The 17848-nt window shown below is 72.5% G+C and carries 17 protein-coding genes and 1 pseudogene; 9 read left to right on the forward strand and 9 right to left on the reverse strand.

The features are described from left to right. Window positions 1-36 precede the first annotated feature (36 nt). Both dnaJ and CP982_RS22660 read left to right on the forward strand, forming a co-directional pair. Complete coding sequence (gene dnaJ / locus CP982_RS22655; RefSeq protein WP_150512200.1) at window positions 37-1224, forward strand: molecular chaperone DnaJ; 1188 nt, start codon at window positions 37-39, stop codon at window positions 1222-1224. A 4-nt stretch (window positions 1225-1228) separates the two neighbouring features. Then, entirely contained in the window at window positions 1229-1684 is a 456-nt protein-coding gene (locus tag CP982_RS22660; RefSeq protein WP_144320071.1) for a heat shock protein transcriptional repressor HspR, read from the forward strand. Between the two features lie 103 nt (window positions 1685-1787). Here CP982_RS22660 and CP982_RS22665 read toward each other — a convergent pair whose 3' ends face one another. Then, window positions 1788-2573, reverse strand: coding sequence for a fibronectin type III domain-containing protein (locus CP982_RS22665; RefSeq protein ID WP_170316474.1), 786 nt, complete (start codon window positions 2571-2573; stop codon window positions 1788-1790). Window positions 2574-2747: 174 nt separating this feature from the next. Here CP982_RS22665 and CP982_RS22675 point away from each other — a divergent pair, with 174 nt between their 5' ends. Beyond that, window positions 2748-3254: a hypothetical protein gene (locus tag CP982_RS22675; protein WP_150512203.1), complete on the forward strand. Its 507-nt coding sequence runs from the start codon at window positions 2748-2750 to the stop codon at window positions 3252-3254. A 227-nt stretch (window positions 3255-3481) separates the two neighbouring features. On the opposite strand, the gene CP982_RS22680 is transcribed toward CP982_RS22675, so the two are convergent. Both CP982_RS22680 and CP982_RS22685 read right to left on the reverse strand, forming a co-directional pair. Then, on the reverse strand, window positions 3482-4531 hold the full coding sequence (locus CP982_RS22680; protein ID WP_150512204.1) for a helix-turn-helix transcriptional regulator: 1050 nt from the start codon (window positions 4529-4531) through the stop codon (window positions 3482-3484). Next, window positions 4528-5559, reverse strand: coding sequence for a helix-turn-helix transcriptional regulator (locus CP982_RS22685; RefSeq protein ID WP_229878959.1), 1032 nt, complete (start codon window positions 5557-5559; stop codon window positions 4528-4530). The genes CP982_RS22680 and CP982_RS22685 overlap by 4 nt, the downstream gene beginning before the upstream one ends. 341 nt (window positions 5560-5900) lie before the next feature. On the opposite strand from CP982_RS22685, the gene CP982_RS22690 reads away from it, so the two are divergent. Beyond that, on the forward strand, window positions 5901-6323 hold the full coding sequence (locus CP982_RS22690; protein WP_150512205.1) for a hypothetical protein: 423 nt from the start codon (window positions 5901-5903) through the stop codon (window positions 6321-6323). Here CP982_RS22690 and CP982_RS22695 read toward each other — a convergent pair. The 3 genes from CP982_RS22695 to CP982_RS22705 are packed head-to-tail and all read right to left on the reverse strand — an operon-like array spanning window position 6320 to window position 9358. Continuing rightward, window positions 6320-7327 (reverse strand): helix-turn-helix transcriptional regulator, encoded by a 1008-nt coding sequence (locus tag CP982_RS22695; protein WP_150512206.1) that lies wholly within the window; start codon window positions 7325-7327, stop codon window positions 6320-6322. The genes CP982_RS22690 and CP982_RS22695 overlap by 4 nt on opposite strands. 58 nt (window positions 7328-7385) lie before the next feature. Beyond that, window positions 7386-8372, reverse strand: a complete 987-nt coding sequence (locus CP982_RS22700) for a helix-turn-helix transcriptional regulator (protein ID WP_150512207.1) — start codon at window positions 8370-8372, stop codon at window positions 7386-7388. Further along, the gene (locus tag CP982_RS22705; protein WP_144320078.1) at window positions 8369-9358 is read right to left on the reverse strand and encodes a helix-turn-helix transcriptional regulator; all 990 of its coding nucleotides are present in this window, start codon (window positions 9356-9358) and stop codon (window positions 8369-8371) included. The genes CP982_RS22700 and CP982_RS22705 overlap by 4 nt, the downstream gene beginning before the upstream one ends. Window positions 9359-9489: 131 nt before the next feature. On the opposite strand from CP982_RS22705, the gene CP982_RS41830 reads away from it, so the two are divergent. Together CP982_RS41830 and CP982_RS22710 are read left to right on the forward strand one after the other, a co-directional pair. Next, entirely contained in the window at window positions 9490-9651 is a 162-nt protein-coding gene (locus tag CP982_RS41830) for a hypothetical protein (RefSeq protein WP_170316475.1), read from the forward strand. Next, window positions 9648-10004, forward strand: coding sequence for a Rieske (2Fe-2S) protein (locus tag CP982_RS22710; protein WP_078869065.1), 357 nt, complete (start codon window positions 9648-9650; stop codon window positions 10002-10004). The genes CP982_RS41830 and CP982_RS22710 overlap by 4 nt, the downstream gene beginning before the upstream one ends. 106 nt (window positions 10005-10110) lie before the next feature. Here the strand turns inward: CP982_RS22710 and CP982_RS22715 are convergent, their stop codons facing one another. After that, window positions 10111-10539 carry a pyridoxamine 5'-phosphate oxidase family protein gene (locus CP982_RS22715; protein WP_150512208.1) on the reverse strand — a complete coding sequence of 143 codons (429 nt, stop codon included), beginning with the start codon at window positions 10537-10539 and terminating at the stop codon, window positions 10111-10113. A 119-nt stretch (window positions 10540-10658) separates the two neighbouring features. Between CP982_RS22715 and clpB the strand changes: the two genes are divergently transcribed. Both clpB and CP982_RS22725 read left to right on the forward strand, forming a co-directional pair. Next, the gene (gene clpB / locus CP982_RS22720; RefSeq protein ID WP_150512209.1) at window positions 10659-13283 is read left to right on the forward strand and encodes an ATP-dependent chaperone ClpB; all 2625 of its coding nucleotides are present in this window, start codon (window positions 10659-10661) and stop codon (window positions 13281-13283) included. A gap of 105 nt (window positions 13284-13388) precedes the next feature. Further along, window positions 13389-13928 carry a type III secretion system chaperone family protein gene (locus CP982_RS22725; RefSeq protein ID WP_150512210.1) on the forward strand — a complete coding sequence of 180 codons (540 nt, stop codon included), beginning with the start codon at window positions 13389-13391 and terminating at the stop codon, window positions 13926-13928. Between the two features lie 35 nt (window positions 13929-13963). Here the strand turns inward: CP982_RS22725 and CP982_RS22730 are convergent, their stop codons facing one another. Beyond that, window positions 13964-15160, reverse strand: a complete 1197-nt coding sequence (locus CP982_RS22730) for a mannosyltransferase family protein (RefSeq protein WP_150512211.1) — start codon at window positions 15158-15160, stop codon at window positions 13964-13966. A gap of 91 nt (window positions 15161-15251) precedes the next feature. Continuing rightward, a pseudogene (locus tag CP982_RS22735) lies at window positions 15252-16453 on the reverse strand (pyridoxal phosphate-dependent aminotransferase). Window positions 16454-17236: 783 nt separating this feature from the next. On the opposite strand from CP982_RS22735, the gene CP982_RS22745 reads away from it, so the two are divergent. Further along, entirely contained in the window at window positions 17237-17755 is a 519-nt protein-coding gene (locus CP982_RS22745; protein WP_150512213.1) for a DUF2617 family protein, read from the forward strand. The last annotated feature ends 93 nt before the right edge of the window (window positions 17756-17848 follow it).

Genomic DNA, 17848 nt, shown 5'->3' on the forward strand with positions numbered 1-17848 from the left:
CGTCGACCTGACGACGAGGAAGGAGGGACGTCGGGGATGAGCACCAAGGACTTCATCGAGAAGGACTACTACAAGGTCCTCGGCGTCCCCAAGGACGCCACCGAAGCCGAGATCAAGAAGGCGTACCGGAAGCTCGCCCGCGAGAACCACCCGGACGCCAACAAGGGCAACGCGAAGGCCGAGGAGCGCTTCAAGGAGATCTCCGAGGCGAACGACGTCCTCGGCGACCCCAAGAAGCGCAAGGAGTACGACGAGGCCCGCGCGCTCTTCGGCAACGGCGGATTCAGGCCAGGCCCCGGAGCGGGCGGCGGCACGTTCAACTTCGACCTGGGCGACCTCTTCGGAGGCGGCGCCCCGGGCGGCGGTGGAGCGGGTGCCGGCGGCTTCGGCGGCGGCCTCGGTGACGTCTTCGGGGGCTTGTTCAACCGCGGTGGCGCGGGCACGGGGACGCGCACGCAGCCGCGCCGGGGCCAGGACGTCGAGTCCGAGGTCACGCTGAGCTTCACGGAGGCGGTGGAGGGCGCGACGGTTCCGCTGCGCATGTCCTCCCAGGCCGCCTGCAAGGCGTGCTCGGGCACCGGCGACAAGAACGGCACGCCGCGCGTGTGCCCCACCTGTGTGGGCACGGGCCAGGTCTCCCGGGGCGGCGGTGGCGGGTTCTCCCTCACCGACCCCTGTGTGGACTGCAAGGGCCGCGGCCTGATCGCCGAGACGCCCTGCGAGGTGTGCCACGGCAGCGGCCGCGCGAAGTCGTCGCGGACGATGCAGGTGCGCATCCCGGCGGGCGTCAGCGACGGCCAGCGGATCCGCCTGCGCGGCAAGGGCGCGCCCGGTGAGCGCGGCGGCCCCGCGGGCGACCTGTACGTGGTCGTGCACGTGGACGCCCACCCGGTCTTCGGCCGCAGGGGCGAGAACCTCACGGTGACGGTCCCGGTGACCCTCACCGAGGCCGCGCTCGGCGGCGAGGTGCGGGTGCCCACGCTCGGCGGCGTGCCCGTCACCCTGAAGCTGCCCCCCGGCACGCCGAACGGCCGCACCATGCGGGTGCGCGGCAAGGGCCCCGCCCGCAAGGACGGCACGCCCGGCGACCTGCTCGTCACGGTGGAGGTGTCCGTACCGACGACACTGTCCCCCGCGGCGAAGGAAGCCCTGGAGGGGTACCGCAAGGCGACTGCGGATCTCGATCCGCGGGCAGAACTGTTCAAGGCCGCGAAGGGAGCGTGACCTCATGGAGCGGGACGGCCGCCGACGCAACCCGTATCAACTGACGGACGAGACCCCGGTGTACGTCATCTCGGTGGCGGCCCAGCTCTCCGGTCTCCATCCCCAGACCCTGCGGCAGTACGACCGCCTGGGCCTGGTCTCGCCCGACCGCACCGCGGGCCGGGGCCGGCGGTACTCCGCCCGGGACATCGAGCTGCTCCGCACCGTGCAGCAGCTCTCCCAGGAGGAGGGCATCAACCTCGCGGGCATCAAGCGCATCATCGAGCTGGAGAACCAGGTCGCCGCGCTCCAGTCCCGGGTCGCCGAGCTGTCGGCGGCGGTCGAGGGCGCGGCGGTCGCGATGCAGCAGCGCGAGGCCCAGGTCCACGCCTCCTACCGCCGCGACCTGGTGCCGTACCAGGACGTGCAGCAGGCGAGCGCGCTCGTGGTGTGGCGGCCCAAGAGGTCGCCTGAGCAGTAGCAGTAGCCCGCCGGAATCCGGCACTTGAGGCCGGGCGGCCCGCGTACGAACGACTCGTGCGCGGGCCGCCCGGCCTTCGTCGTGCCGGAGCGCGGCGGGCGGCTCAGCCGTCCCCGAAGGTCGGCGACGGCGCCGGGGTCGTGGGCGGGGACGTGGGCGGCTGCGTCGGCCCCGGCGACTGCGTGGGCGGCCGGGTCGGCTCCGGCGGGCGGCTGGTGGTGGCCGCCTCGGAGGCGTTGCCCGCGGCGTCGACCGCCTTCACCCAGTAGACGTACGGCCGGTCCGGGGCCGGGGCCCCGGTGTCGCGGAACGAGGTGGTCGTGGACGTGCCGATCTTCTTCAGGGGCCCCTGCGGGGACGTGGAGCGATAGACCGTGTACGCCACGGCGTCGGTGCCGTCGCGCCAGGCCAGGGCGGTGCCGGGCCCGTCGTCGGACGGGACGACGGCGAGGTTCGCGGGCGGCAGCGGCGCGATGGTGTCCCGGGCCGCCCGCGCGGCCGCGGAGTACGGCGAGGCCTTGCCCGCGGAGCCGACCGCCTTGACCTTGTAGGTGTACGGCACGTCGGGCACGACCCGCCCGTCGGTGTACTTCGGCGCCGTCACCGAGCCGACGCGCGTGAAGGCGCCGTCGCCCTCGGCCCGGTACACGTCGTACTTCCTGGCGCCCGAAGAGGCCGTCCAGGTCACGGTGTTGGCGTTCGTGCCGGAGACGGCCCGCGGCTTCTCCGGGACCTTCGGCGCCGAGCCCGACGCGGGGGCGGCGGTGGCACCGGCGGGTCCGGAATCGAGCGCGGCGCCGAGGCCGAGGCCCGCGGCGAGCACGGCGGCGGCCGCAGCCGACGGGACGGCGAACGTGCGGAGACGGGATCTCCGCGAGGGGTGAGACACGGCTGGCAGTCCCTTTCGGAAGTGACGGGAGGCGCAGGCGTGGGGGGAGAAGCTGCTGGTCCGTGGGGGACTGCGCACTCTAGCGAGCGGACGGACGGGAACGGTAGACGGCGCGTCGCGCTCCTATAGTTGGCAGGCTGTCGTGATTTCTTCCGCGGGAAAGCTGGATTCTCCATGGCCATGGTGGGGCTGTTCTGGATCGCCGAGGGCGATGTGTACGTGGGCTCGAAGCCGTCCGGGCTCGCTCCCGGGGTCCGGCTCACACCCGAGGGGGTGGCCGGGCTCGGGCATCCGCAGTCCGGCCTGTGGCTGTGGGACGACGTACGGGCGCTGACCGTCGAGGACGTTCCCGTGAAGTCGCTGAAGCGGCAGGTCGGGATGGTGGTCGACATGGCGCTCACGGTCGGCCTCGGCGGCGGTGAGGACGCGCCGTCGATGACCGTGTGCGTGGAGACCGCCGACGTGGAGGTCGAGTTGACCGCGTACGTGGCGGCGGCGTACGGCTACTCCCAGAAGGAGTACGACCTCTCCCGCGCCGTGCTCGCCCGCCTCACGGAGGGCGCCGCCACGCTGCTGACCACGCTGTCGGCGATGGCCGAGTGGGGGCGCTCGCACGAGGGCGGCACGCCCCGCAAGGAGCTGCGCGAGCGGCTGCTGCGGGAGTGGGCGGGAGAGGCCTAGGCCCCCGCCGCGTCCGCTGTCCGCGCGGGGCGTGGCTGCCCCGGCCCGCCGTGGAACGAGGCGGGCCGGAGCGCCTTAGGGAAGCGCGACTCCGCGGGGGGAGACCACAACAGAGCCGCTGCGCTCATCACGATGCAGTGCCGTGCCCACTCTCCGCTACCGTCAACTTGTTGCGGTGCAAGGGGCGGAGGCGGGGGCAAGTGGCCGCAATTCGGGACCTTCGTGATTCAGCGGGTGCGCTCGGGGCCGCCCGGGCCGCCGGGGCTCAGCAGCCCCGACTGCCCGATGAGATAGCCGAGTTGGGTGCGGCCCGTGCTGCCGAGGACCTGGGCGAGCTTGGCGATGTGGACGCGTACGGTACGCACGTTCATGCCGAGGCGTTCGGCGATGTCCGCGTCGGTGAGGCCCTCGGTGAGCAGTTCGGCGATGGCGCGCTGGCGGGCGGTGACCCCGCCGCGCGCGGGCTGCGGCGCCGGGTGCGGGAACAGCGGCGTCGCCAGCTGCCACAGGCGGTCGAAGAGCGTGGCCAGGCAGCCGACCAGGGCGGGCACGCGGATCTCCAGGGCCAGGGCGCAGTCCCGGTCGGCGGGCAGGAAGGCGACCGTGCGGTCGAAGACGACCAGCTGCGCGGTGACCTCGCTCAGCGTGCGGACCTCCACGTCGCCGTCCAACCGCTCGAAGTGGGCGATCAGGGGGAAGGCGTGCCGGGTCGTGTGCTGGTACAGGGTGCGCATGCGGCAGCCGCGGGACAGCAGCGGCTGCTCGCGCGGCGGCGCGGGGCCCAGGTCCCAGATGCGGTGGAACCCGCCCGGCTGGACGGTCAGGACCTCGTCGGAGCAGGCGGCCACGGCCTCGCAGATGGCGTCGCTGATGCGGGGCAGGCCCCTGAGCACGGCGATCGCGGGCGGCCGGGGCGCGGCGTCACCGTCCGGCGGCGCGGCCGCGGCGGCCCGCGGCGCGGCCTGCCTGGCCAGGGCCAGGAACGGCTTCAGGGCGGCGGTCAGCTCCGCCTCGCGGCGCCGCTCGTGCGCCACGTCCTCCTCGATGCCGCGCAGCAGCCGCAGCAGGGCGTGCGAGGGCGCGCTGGGCAGCAGCCACGCCATGTCGTCGAGGTCGGGGTGGAGCAGGCCGAAGTCGACGAGGCAGGGCGCGTCCTCGGCCTCCCGGGCGCGGACGCGGCCCTCGCTGAGGGCCCGGCCGTAGAGCGCGGCGCCCGCGGCGCACGGCGCGTCGGCCCCGTGCGGCCGGTGCGGCCCCCCGCCGCCCGCGACGCTCACCGGGCGGGTGGGAAGCGCCGTGGGGAAGGGCCTTCGAGCATCCCCGACCGGCTGATGAGGAAGCCGAGTTGGGTGCGGCTGGTGCTGCCGAGCGCCTGGGCCACCTTGGCGATGTGGACGCGTACGGTACGCACGTTCATGCCGGTGCGGCCCGCGATGTCCGTGTCGGTGAGGCCCTCGGTGAGCAGGCGCGCGATCTCCAGCTGCACCGGTGAGACGGCCTGGTCGGGCAGCGGCGGGGTGTCCTCCCGGTACAGCGGCCGGGCGAGCCGCCAGAGGATGTCGAAGGCGCTCGCGACGTACGAGATGAGGGCGGGCGAGCGCACCTCGAAGGCGATCTCGCCGTGCTCGTCCGCCGGCAGGAACGCCACGCGCCGGTCCAGGACGATGAGGCAGGGCGGGAGTTCGTCGAGCGTGCGGGCCTCGCCGTCGACGGCGGGCCCCAGCGGGTGCGTCAGGGGCGGCGGCGCGCAGGCGAGCGGCGCCCTGGCCAGGGTGCGCGGCTGCCCGCCGCGCGCGACGAACTCGGCGATGCGCCAGGGCTCGTCGTGGGGCAGGAGCCGCGGCCGGGGGCGGCTCGGCTGGATCGTGAGCAGCTCCTCGCGGGCGTCGGCGAGGGCTTGGCGCACGGCCGTCCTGATCCGCGGCACGCCCTTGAGGACGGTGAGGTGCGCCGCCGCCGAGTCCGGGTCCGGCACCGGCTCCGCGCGGATGAACGGCTCGAACGCGGTGGCGAGCCGGGCGGCCAGGGCCCGGTGCCGGGCCACGCGCCGCTCGATGTCCGCCAGGAGCCGGGGCAGGGCGACGGCGGGCGCCGCGGGCAGCAGCCAGCCGCGCTCGCCCGCCGGGTCCGCGCGCAGCAGGCCGAAGGGGCGCAGACAGTCGGCGTGGGGCGCGTCGGCTGCGACGCGGCCGTCGCGCAGGGCGCGCGCGTACAAATCCCGCGCCTGCTCGCAGAGGACGTCGTGGCCGTGCGGCGGGTGGGCCGTGCGGCCCGTGTCCGTCTCGCGCATCGCTCCGTCCGGCACGGCGCTCCCCTTGCTCCTCCCGTCCGGTGCGCGCATCGGGTGCGCGGATCGGCCATCGCGTGCGCATGAGGCGCGGCACGTAAGTGACCATTGTTGCCAACGCGGCAACTGCCTTCAATGGTGGGGCTATTCCCTGCAATCCGCACGCACCTATTCAGACATCGACGTATGCCCCGGGCGGAGCGGCCGCGGGCGGGCCCTTGGGCTTATGGTGCAGGGAACGCGCGCGCGGACCCGCGTGCGCGCGCGGGGAAGCGGCACAGGGGGCAGGGGCGGGGGGATCGGCGGCGTGCGCGACCCGAACGCCCTGAACGGCCCTTGGACGGTGAGGTGATGGCGACATGGAGGCAGCCGGGGTACGGACGCCCGCCGAGCCCTCCGGCCGGGACGCGCCGGTGCCGGGGCGCGGCACCGCGTCGCGCGCGCCCGACCGCCACGCGGCCGTCGTGCACGCGATCGCCGACGACCTCAACGGCCGCGGCTACCCGGTGACCTGGGTCGTCGACAGACAGCTCCTCGCCGGTGACTTCCCGCTCCAGGTGGTGGCGAAGGTCTCCGTGGTGCGGGTCCTGAACATCGCCCTCGACGTCCGGGGCGACGGCGCCGCGCCCGCCGTGGTGTGGCGGGTGAGCATGGGGCGCCCGTCGTCGGTGCGGTGGGAGCAGTCGGCGGTGCTCGACCTGGGCGCCGAAGGCCTGGACGGGGAGCGCGTGGTGCGCGAGGCGCTGCGGTCGGTGGGCCTGCCGCTTCAGCGGGCCATCTAGGGCTGCTCGAGGGCCGGTCGAGGGCCGGTCCGCGACCGGTCGCCGAGGATGCCGGACTGGCCGATGAGATAGCCGAGCTGGGCCCGGCTCTGGCTGTTCAGGACGGCCGAGAGCTTGGCGATGTGCACGCGGGCCGTCCGTACGTTCATCCCGAGCCGGGTGGCGATCTCGGTGTCGGTGAGGCCCTCGGTGAGGAGCTCGGCGATGGCGAGCTGGCGGGGGGTGATGCCCTGCCGGGGCGGCGGCGGGGCGGTGTCCGGCCACATCGGGGTGGCCAGCTGCCACAGCAGCTTGAAGGTGGTCACCAGGTAGGAGATGACGGCGGGCTGGTGTATCTCCAGGGCCACGTCACGGCTCTCGCCCGCCGGGATGAAGGCCACGGAGCGGTCGAACACGAGCAGCCGGTTGGGCAGCTCGGTCAGGGTCCTGGCCTCCACGTCGCCGTCGAGCCGCTGGAAGTAGGCGAACACGGGGCAGGCGTGCAGCCCGGTGTGCTGGTAGAGCGAGCGCATGCGGCCGCCGCGGGACAGGATGCCGTCCGCGCGCGGAAGGGCGTGCTCCAGGGTCTCCTGGGTCCGTCTGCCGCCCGGCTGGATGGCCAGGGCCTCCTGACTCGCGCGGGACGCCGCCCGGTCGATGGCCTCGTTGATGCGCGGCACGCCCTTGAGGACCGTGGCGCCCGGCGCGCGGGCCCCCGTGAACTGCCCTTCCCCGAGCGTCATCAGGGGCGCGAAGACCTCGGCGAGCCTTCGCTGCCGCGCGCGCTCGTCGGTGACGTCGGCGCCGAGGTCGTGCAGGAGCCGGGGCAGCGCGACGGACGGGGCGGTGGGCAGCAGCCGGGCGGCGTCGCGGGGGTCCGGGTGGAGCAGGCCGAGGTCGATGAGACAGGGGGCGCGGTCCGCGTCACCGGCCGGTACGCCGCCGTCCTGCAGGGCGCGGACGTATGTGCTCCTGCCCACTCCGCACAGCTCCCCGGCGCCGTGCGGACTGTGATCCCTCGCCACGTCGCTGCCCCTCCTCACGGCTCGCCGGCATCCGTCCGCCGGCTCCCACGCTCAGCAGCTAGTGATTCTGGTTCAGGATTCCTGCCTGGCCAATGAGATATCCGAGTTGGGCCCGGCTGTTGCTGCCGAGGATCGCGGCGAGCTTCGCGATGTGTTCGCGGGCGGTACGCACGTTCATGCCGAGCCGCTCGGCTATCTCGGTGTCCGTGAGGCCCTCGACGAGGAGCTCGGCGATGGCCCGCTGGCGGGTCGTGACCCCGTTCTCCGCGGGGAGCTGGGCCGCGTGCGGGTACATGGGGGTCGCGAGGCGCCACAGTCGTTCGAAGGTGGTGATGAGGTAGTCGACGATCGCCGGCTGGCGTATCTCGAGGGCCGCCGTGCGGTCCTTGCTCGCCGGTATGAATGCCACCGTGTGGTCGAGGACGACCATGCGCTCCGTTACTTCGTTGAGCGTGCGGACCTCTACGTCACCGTCTAGCTGTTCGTAGTGTGCGAGGGCGGGCAGGGAGTGGCGGGTGGTGTGCTGATAGAGCGTGCGCATGCGGCAGCCGCGGGACAGGAACTCCTGCTCGCGCGGGAGCGCGTCGGCCAGGATCTCCGGGGAGCGGGCGCCGCCGGGCTGGACGGTGCGCAGCTCGTGGGCGGCGTCGGCGGTGGCCCGGGTGATCGCCTCGTTGATCCGGTCGAAGCCGTCGAGGACGGTGATGTCCTGGTGCTCGGCGCCCAGGGTCTGCCGGGCGTCGAGCGCCATCAGGGGCTCGAACATCGCCGTCAGGCGCTCCTCGCGGCGGCGCTGCTGGGCGATGCGGTCCTCGATGCCGCGCAGCAGCTGGGGCAGGGCGATGGCGGGGGCGGTAGGGCGCAGCCAGCGCATGTCCTCGACGTCGGGGTGCAGCAGGCCGAAGTCGATCAGACAGGGCGTGGAGTCGGCCTCCCGCTGCGCGACGCGGCCCTCGCGCAGGGCGCGGGTGTAGAGGGCGGAGCCCTCCGCGCACAGTTCGTCGGGCCCGTGCGGGTGGGGGTGCCGGCGGGGGTCGGTGTTCATTTCGGCTTGTCCTGCCCGAGGATGCCGGACTGGGCGATCAGATAGCCGAGTTGGGCGCGGCTGCCGCTGCCGAGGGCGGCGGCGATCTTGGCTATGTGGGCACGGCAGGTGCGCACGTTCATGCCGAGGCGGCGGGCGATGGCCTCGTCCACGTGGCCCTCGATGAGCAGCCGGGCGATGGAGCGCTGGACGCCGGTGATGCCGTCGGCGGAGGGCGGGTACGGGTCCTCGTCGAGCAGGGGCGTCGCCAGCTGCCACTGCTGCTCGAAGACCTTGGAGAGGTACTCGACCAGGGCGGGGTGCCGGATCTCCAGGGCGTCCTGCCGGTCGGCGCGCGCGGGGATGATGGCGACTGTGCGGTCGAAGATCATCAGTCGGTCGATCACCTCCTCCAGCGTGCGGATCTGCACGTTGCCGTGCGACATGTAGGCCGCGTAGGCGAGGGTGCCCCGGCTGTGCCGGACGGTGTGCTGGTAGAGGGTACGCATCGAGATGCCGCGGTCGAGGATGGTCTGCCCGCGCCGGAGCGCGATATTCAACCTCTCTTCGCTTCGGCCGCCGCCGGGCTGGACCGTCAGGACCTCGTGCCGGCACTCGGCCGTGGCCTGCTCGATCGCTTCGTTGATGCGGGCCTCGCCCTCCAATACCGTGATCGCGTGGCTCGTGGGTTCAACCCGCGTGGGGATGGCCATGAATGGCTCGAAGGTGTCGGTCAGCTCGACCGCGAGCCGCCTCCGGTCCTGGATCTCGCGCTCGATGGGATGAAGTCGCTGGGCGAGTGCCGTGACCGGTGGAACGGGTCGCAGCCAGGCCGCGTCATCCGGGTCGGGATGTACGAGTGCGGACTCCAGAAGGCACGGTGCGTTCTCAGCCTCGGCCCGCGCGAGCCGCCCGTTGCTCAGCGCGGTGGCGTACAGCCTCGCTCCTTCGCCACATAGTGGGCTCTCGGGGTGAGGATGTGTCGGTTTGGCGTCAGTTGTGAGCAATTCTCCACCCCCCAGGGTCCTGAACGTGCAGGAACATGATGCATCCACCCTGTGGCTTTGACGTGCTCGATTGAGACATCGTCTTGTTGTGCCGGGGGAGAGGAACCTACCAAGTGAGGACGAAGCCGACCATGTTCAAGCGCATGCTTCGCGCGGTCCTGGTGACCGCTCTCTCCGCAGGGATTGGCCTGGGTGCGGTGAGTGCCATGGATCTCGCCTGGAGCCACCCAGCGAAGAGCACAGCCGCGCCGTCTGACCTTGCCTGGATCACGCCGGCGGGTGACAAGGCATGAGCACGCCTCCCGATGACCGCACCTTCCGCCGGGAAATGGCCACCGCCTACCGGTCGGGCTGGCACTTCATCGACCTCGCCACCGCGATCCCCCACCCCGGTGACTCGTTGATGGTCACCCTGGTCGGCGAGCCGGTGATCATCGTACGTGACGACGACGAGGACATCCGCGCCTACCGCTGCCTGCGCCGCCCCCGCGGCGCGCCCCAGCCGGTGCGCTGCGCCGTGCGCTACGGCATGGTCTTCGTCAACCTCGACCAGCGTGACCACCAGCTGATCGGGAAGCGGAAGCGCGACGCCGAGCGGCACTCCGCGGCTTCCGACCCCCTCACAGCCACCCCCCGCAGCGCCTGACGCGATTCCCCCGTCGTTGTAAATCGCGCAGGTGCTTCCCCCAGCAGCGGCGCCACCGTGGACCTGAACACGGTGGCGCCGCTGTGGTGTGTGCCGGTCGCGCCCGTCAGGCCGCGGCTTCCTTCACATTCCCGAGCGCGCGGTCGACCGCGATCTCGATCACCACCCGGGCCGGGTTCTCCCGCGGGTTCCTGCCGTACCGCTCGGCGTACCTGCGCTCCGCGTCCGCCACCCGCGCGGGCTCCGCCGACACCGTGGCCCGGCCTTCGAGCGTGGCCCAGTGGCGGCCCGCCACCTGGCAGACCGCGACCCGCGCGCCCGCTCCCGCCCCGTCCGCCGCGGCCAGGACGTGCGCCACCTTGCGGCTCGTGCCGCTCGCGATCACCCGGGCGACCCGCTGCTCGGGGTCGTACGTCACGCCGACGGGCACCACGTGCGGGGTGCCGTCGCGGCGGAGCGTCGTCAGGGTGCAGACGTGGCGTTCGCGCCAGAAGCTGAGGTAGGGCGCGGGCAGGGCGCCGAGGTCGATGGCCATGGCCGGAAGGTAGCCGGTCGGACTTCCGGCACTCGCCTTGAGTGGAATAGACTCAACTTTGTGTACGTTAGGTGAGTCAGTAAGTCAGTAAGTGGAGCGAGAAGGAGGAGCAGCCCCCAGTGGACGCCGAGCTGACGAACAGGAGCCGGGACGCGATCAACGCGGCGACGAGCCGGGCCGTGTCCGCAGGCCATCCGGACCTGACCCCCGCGCATCTGCTCCTCGCCCTGCTGGAGGGCCAGGACAACGAGAACATCACCGACCTGCTCGCCGCCGTCGAGGCCGACCAGGCCGCCGTGCGCGCCGCCACCGAGCGCGCGCTCGCCACGCTGCCGAGCGTCACCGGCTCGACCGTGGCCCCGCCGCAGCCGAACCGCGAGCTGCTGGCCGTGATCGCGGACGCCGCCGGGCGCGCGAAGGACCTCGGCGACGACTATCTGTCCACCGAGCACCTGCTCATCGCCCTCGCCGCCAAGGGCGGCGCCGCGGGCGACGTACTGACCGAGAACGGCGCGACGGACAAGAAGCTGCTCGCCGCCTTTGAGCAGAGCCGTGGAGGGCGACGCGTGACCACCCCCGACCCGGAGGGCCAGTACAAGGCCCTGGAGAAGTTCGGCACGGACTTCACCGCCGCCGCCCGCGAGGGCCGCCTCGACCCCGTGATCGGCCGTGACCAGGAGATCCGGCGGGTCGTGCAGGTGCTCAGCCGCCGCACGAAGAACAACCCCGTGCTCATCGGCGAGCCCGGCGTCGGCAAGACCGCCGTCGTCGAGGGGCTCGCCCAGCGCATCGTCAAGGGTGACGTGCCGGAGTCGCTGAAGGACAAGCGCCTGGTCTCGCTCGACCTCGGCGCGATGGTCGCGGGCGCCAAGTACCGCGGCGAGTTCGAGGAGCGCCTGAAGACCGTCCTCTCCGAGATCAAGGAGAGCGACGGGCAGGTCATCACGTTCATCGACGAGCTGCACACCGTCGTCGGCGCGGGCGCGGGCGGCGACTCCGCCATGGACGCGGGCAACATGCTCAAGCCCATGCTGGCCCGCGGCGAGCTGCGCATGGTGGGCGCCACCACGCTCGACGAGTACCGCGAGCGGATCGAGAAGGACCCGGCCCTGGAGCGGCGGTTCCAGCAGGTGCTCGTCGCCGAGCCGTCCGTCGAGGACTCGATCGCGATCCTGCGCGGGCTCAAGGGGCGCTACGAGGCGCACCACAAGGTGCAGATCGCGGACAGCGCCCTGGTCGCGGCCGCCACGCTCTCCGACCGGTACATCACCTCGCGGTTCCTGCCCGACAAGGCCATCGACCTCGTCGACGAGTCGGCGTCGCGCCTGCGCATGGAGATCGACTCCTCGCCCGTCGAGATCGACGAGCTGCAGCGCGCCGTGGACCGCCTTCGCATGGAGGAGCTGGCGCTCAGCAAGGAGACCGACCCGGCCTCCCGGCAGCGCCTGGACAAGCTGCGCCGCGACCTCGCCGACAAGGAGGAGGAGCTGCGCGGGCTCACCGCCCGCTGGGAGAAGGAGAAGCAGTCCCTCAACCGCGTCGGCGAGCTGAAGGAGAAGCTCGACGAGCTGCGCGGCCAGGCCGAGCGGGCCCAGCGCGACGGCGACTTCGACACCGCCAGCAAGCTGCTGTACGGCGAGATCCCCGCCCTGGAGCGCGACCTGGAGGCCGCGTCCGAGGCCGAGGAGGAGGCCGCCAAGGCCGGCACGAAGGCCGACACCATGGTCAAGGAGGAGGTCGGACCCGACGACATCGCCGACGTCGTGGCGGCCTGGACCGGCATCCCCGCCGGGCGCCTCCTGGAGGGCGAGACGCAGAAGCTCCTTCGCATGGAGGACGAGCTGGGCAGGCGGCTCATCGGCCAGGGCGAGGCCGTGCGGGCCGTCTCCGACGCGGTCCGGCGCACCCGGGCCGGGATCGCCGACCCGGACCGGCCCACGGGCTCCTTCCTGTTCCTCGGCCCCACCGGCGTCGGCAAGACCGAGCTGGCCAAGGCGCTCGCCGACTTCCTCTTCGACGACGAGCGGGCCATGGTCCGCATCGACATGAGCGAGTACGGCGAGAAGCACAGCGTGGCCCGCCTCGTCGGCGCTCCCCCCGGCTACGTCGGGTACGAGGAGGGCGGCCAGCTCACCGAGGCCGTGCGGCGGCGGCCGTACTCGGTCGTCCTGCTCGACGAGGTCGAGAAGGCGCACCCGGAGGTCTTCGACGTCCTGCTCCAGGTGCTCGACGACGGGCGGCTCACGGACGGCCAGGGCCGGACGGTGGACTTCCGCAACACCATCCTGATCCTCACGTCGAACCTGGGAAGCCAGTTCCTGGTCGAGCCCCTGACCAGCGAGCACGAGAAGAAGGAGCAGGTCCTTGAGGTGGTCCGCGCTTCCTTCAAGCCCGAGTTCCTGAACCGGCTCGACGACCTCGTCGTCTTCTCCGCCCTGCACAAGGACGAGCTGGCCCGGATCGCCGAGCTGCAGATCTCCCGGCTCGCCAAGCGCCTCGCGGAGCGGCGGCTCACGCTCGACGTCACCGAGCAGGCCCTGGCCTGGCTCGCGGACAAGGGCAACGACCCGGCGTACGGTGCCCGGCCGCTGCGCCGGCTGATCCAGACGGCCATCGGCGACCGGCTGGCGAAGGAGATCCTGTCGGGCGAGGTCAAGGACGGCGACACCGTGCGCGTGGACGTCTTCGGGGACGACCTCATCGTCGGGCCCGCGACCGCCGAGCCGTCCGGAAAGTCCCTGTAGCGGAGGCGGGCGGGGCGCCGTAACCGGTCACATCCGGGGCGGGGGTTGCGAGCCCCCGCCCCGGATGGGAGAGGATGGCTCAATCCGTACGAAGGGAAATACACGGTGAGCATCGACCCGTCCTCGATTCCGAATTTCGGGGGCCAGCCCGAGCCCATGCCCAATGAAGGACCGGCGGGCCCCGTCATCCCTGACCAGGACCTCGTCAAGCAGCTCCTGGAGCAGATGGAACTCAAGTACGTCGTCGACGACGAGGGTGACCTCGCGGCGCCGTGGGAGGAGTTCCGTACGTACTTCATGTTCCGCGGCGAGGACGACCAGCAGGTCTTCTCGGTGCGGACCTTCTACGACAGGCCGCACGGCATCGAGGAGAAGCCGCAGCTCCTGGAGTCCATCGACGACTGGAACCGCCGCACCCTCTGGCCCAAGGTCTACACGCACACGCACGACGACGGCACGGTCCGCCTCATCGGCGAGGCCCAGATGCTGATCGGCACGGGTGTCTCCCTGGAGCACTTCGTGTCGTCGACGGTCAGCTGGGTGCGGGCCGCGATCGAGTTCGACCGCTGGCTCGTGGAGCACCTCGGCCTGGAGAAGGACGCCGACGCGGCGGCCGACGCCGAGCCGGGCGACGAGCAGGCCTGACGCCGGTTCCGTAGCGCGCGCACAGCGTCACAACGTCACAACGGCATGCGGGCCGTCGTCACCAGATACGTCCCGTACGCCAGCGAGAGCCCGGCCAGGGCGCCGACCACCAGGGCGGCGTGCCCCGGCCGGGCTCTCGCCGTGCGCACCAGGGCGCAGGCGAGCGGCAGCAGCAGCGGGAACGCGGGCAGCAGGAAGCGCGGCTTGGACTCGAAGAAGCCGGAGCCGCCGACCGTGATGAGCAGCAGCACCCCGGTGTAGACGAGCAGCGGCAGCGGGGCGCGGTCGCACAGCAGAAGGCCGTACAGGAGCAGCCCCGCCGCGACGATCACCAGGGTCATGGCGAAGACGAGCTTGTCGCCGTCCAGGAGCAGATGCCGGACGAAGGCCAGCGAGCCCCGGCCGAAGTCGAAGCGGGAGCCCCAGCCGCGCTGCACCGCGAAGTAGCCGCCGAGCGGGTCGCCCCTGCGCACGCCCACCCACAGCACGTACGCGCCCCAGCCGACGGGGGCGAGCGCCGCGCCCGTCCACAGCCTGTGGGAAACGCGGCCCCGGTGCCGGACGAGCTCGCAGACGGCCGCCACCGCGACGGCCGCGGCCACCGCGAAGCCGTTCGGGCGTGCCAGGCCCGCGAGCGCGGCGAGGGTGCCCGCCCAGATCCAGCGGCCGGTCAGGAGCGCGTACAGGGAGCCCGCGGCGAGCGCCGTCAGGACCGGCTCGGTGTACGCCATCGTCAGGATCACGGAGTGCGGTAGCAGGCCCCAGAGCAGGACGAGGACCGTGGCCGTGCGGTGGTCGTGGAGGCGGGCGGCGATCTTGTAGATGGCGACGGCGGCCGCGCCCGCGCCGAGCCAGGAGACGAGCAGGCCCGCCGCGCCGTAGCCGAGCGGGGTGAGGGCCTCCACCGCGCGGATCAGGGCCGGGTAGAGCGGGAAGAAGGCCAGGTCGCTCTGGACGACGCCGGGTTCGAAGTACAGGGTGCGGCCGTAGCCGTGGGCGGCGATACCGGTGTACCAGCGGGAGTCCCAGGAGCGGCCGAGGAGGCGGAAGACGTCCTGGTCGCTGACGTGGGCCGCGACCGCGAGGGCGAGCAGGCCGGTGAGCCGTGCGGCGGCGAAGGCCCCCAGGGCGTGGGCCGCGGTGGCCGTGCGGCGGCTCGGCCCGAGGGGTGCCTGCTCCGTGCGGGGGGCGCGTGTGACGGGGTGCGGGACGGTGGGGCTGGGGTGGGTCACACCCGGAACCTTGCGGGCCCCGCGGGGCGGGCGCGAGTTAGGCGGGGCCGTGTGGGTGGGGGTTTTCGCCTGGGTGCGGGCTCGTCGTGGGCTAGAGGGACTTCAGACGGGAGACCGCTTCCTCCAGGACGGGCGTCTGCTTGCAGAAGGCGAAGCGGACGAAGGGGGCGCCCTGGTCGCGGTGGTCGTAGAAGACCGCGTTCGGGATGGCGACGACGCCCGCGCGCTCGGGCAGGGCGCGGCAGAAGGCCAGGCCGTCGCTCTCGCCGAGGGGCGGACGTCGGTGGTGATGAAGTACGTGCCCGCCGGACGGTAGACCTCGAAGCCCGCCGCGGTGAGGCCGGAGGCCAGCAGGTCGCGCTTGGCGCGCATGTCGTCGAGGAACGAGGTGAAGTACGCGTCGGGCAGCGCGAGCGCCTCCGCGACGGCGTACTGGAACGGGCCCGAGGACACGAACGTGAGGAACTGCTTCGCCGACCGCACCGCCGTGACCAGCTCGGGCGTTGCCGTGATCCAGCCGACCTTCCAGCCCGTGAACGAGAACGTCTTGCCCGCCGAGCCGATCGTCACCGTTCGCTCGCGCATGCCGGGGAAGGAGACGAGCGGGACGTGGCCGCCCTCGTCGAAGACCAGGTGCTCGTACACCTCGTCCGTGACGACGAGCAGATCGCGCTCCACGGCGAGCTTCGCGATCTCGGCCAGCTCCTCGCGGGTGAGGACGGTGCCGGTCGGGTTGTGCGGGGTGTTGAGCAGGAGCAGCCGGGTGCGCGGGGTGACGGCGGCGCGCAGCTCGTCGAGGTCGAGGGAGAAGCGGCCCCCGCCGGGCCGCAGCGTCACCGGTACCCGGGTGCCGCCCGCGAGGGCGATCGAGGCGGCGTACGAGTCGTAGTACGGCTCCAGGGCGATCACCTCGTCGCCCGGCTCGACCAGGGCGAGCAGCGAGGCGGCGATGGCCTCGGTGGCGCCCGCGGTGACGAGGACCTCGCGGTCGGGGTCGAAGGCCAGGCCGTAGCGGCGCTCCTGGTGCGCGGCGATCGCGGTGCGCAGCTCGGGGACGCCGGGGCCCGGCGGGTACTGGTTGCCGCGGCCGTCGCGCAGGGCGCGCACCGCGGCCTCGCGCACCTGCTCGGGGCCGTCCGTGTCCGGGAAGCCCTGGCCCAGGTTGATCGCTCCGGTCCGCACCGCGAGCGCGGACATCTCGGCGAAGATCGTCGTACCGAATTCCGCGAGGCGGCGGTTGAGCAGCGGGCGGTCGTTCCTGGAGGCACCGGGAGATGACGTCATGGCGGTCATCCTCCGCCGAACCTCTGGACTTCCTCAACTCTGCTTTGACCGCGGTCGGCCGGGGGCATCCCCTTGTCACGCAACGACGCGGGACCATATCCGCACAGCGGCGCCGGTTCGGGGGAACGGTCCGGGGCCGCTTCGGGGGAAAGGAAGTGAGGGATGGGGTGGATGGTTGTGGCCTTGTTCTTCATCGGCTGGTTCGTAGTGATCGGGCTGCTCGTGCACGTGAGCAGGAACGGCCGCAGGCGCGCCACATCGGGGGGCCGCAGTTGGTGGGCGGGGTCCGGCTCGAGTAGCGGGACCGCGACCTACGACGGCGGAGGTTCGTCCTGTGGCGGAGGCTCTTCCTGCGGTGGCAGTTCGTCCTGCGGCGGCGGTTCGTCCTGCGGTGGCGGGGGCGGAGGTTGCGGCGGCGGAGGCAGCTGACACGGGGCAGCTGGTCCACTGGGCCGAGCGCCCGGCGGGAGGCAACTCCCGCCGGGCGCTTCGTCGTTGACGGACCGATTGGCGACCATAGGATGCCATTTCCGGACTGACTGCTTTCCCTGAAACGTGAACAGATGAACTGTTCGGCCCTCTAGGGGATGGAAACCCTACGAAGTTGGGTAAAAGCGCTGTGGCAGTGTCGCAGTTCATGATTCCCTCTTAACCGTCACACCGCCCTCGGACGCCTCTGCTCGGCAGGCAGCGGTTCGTCTCCGTGGGCACGCGCCGGCATCCCCCTCAGCCCGGTGTCCGACCGGGCGCGCCGGCCCCCCCACCTCCATTGCGTGTTAGCGGAGCCGACCCATGCTCACGACCCTGAAGACTGTCTACACCGACACGCGCGCCGGGGACCTGGCCTGGGCCCTCGGCCGCGAGCCGCTGCCCGCGCTCGCCACTCTCGACCTCGAACTGACCGGTGCCACCGTGCAGTTGAGACTCCTCGGGGCCTCCCACCAAGTGCTGCTCGAAGAGGACAGGGGAAGCTGCTCCGAGACCGTCGCCTGCATCCCCGGCAGCAGCACCCCGCTGCCGCTCGGCGTCTCCAAGCGCGTCGGCGAGTGGGAGTACGAGTTCGCGGCCCGCGTCGAAACGCTGTCGCGGGGTCAGTTCGCGGGCCGGGCGCAGGAATTGCTCGCCCTCGTCGCCGAGCACCCGCACGGGCTCGCCGGGGTCTTCCCCGGCATCCCGCACGCGTTCACGGCGATGCTGGCGCAGCGGCACGAGGGCTCGGTGATGTGGCGCACCTGGCACGCGTATCCGCAGGACGGGCAGTTGGTGGCGACCCGCACGCGGGTGGGTGTGCGGATGCCCGTGGCGCTCTGAGCGGGGCCGTGCGACGGCTCGCCGGGCGGCGGTTCACACATTCTCGCCGCCACCTCCACCCTTGTGGGGGACTTGGTGTGAGCGGACGGTGAC

Source organism: Streptomyces spectabilis (assembly GCF_008704795.1).
GTDB lineage: Bacteria > Actinomycetota > Actinomycetes > Streptomycetales > Streptomycetaceae > Streptomyces > Streptomyces spectabilis.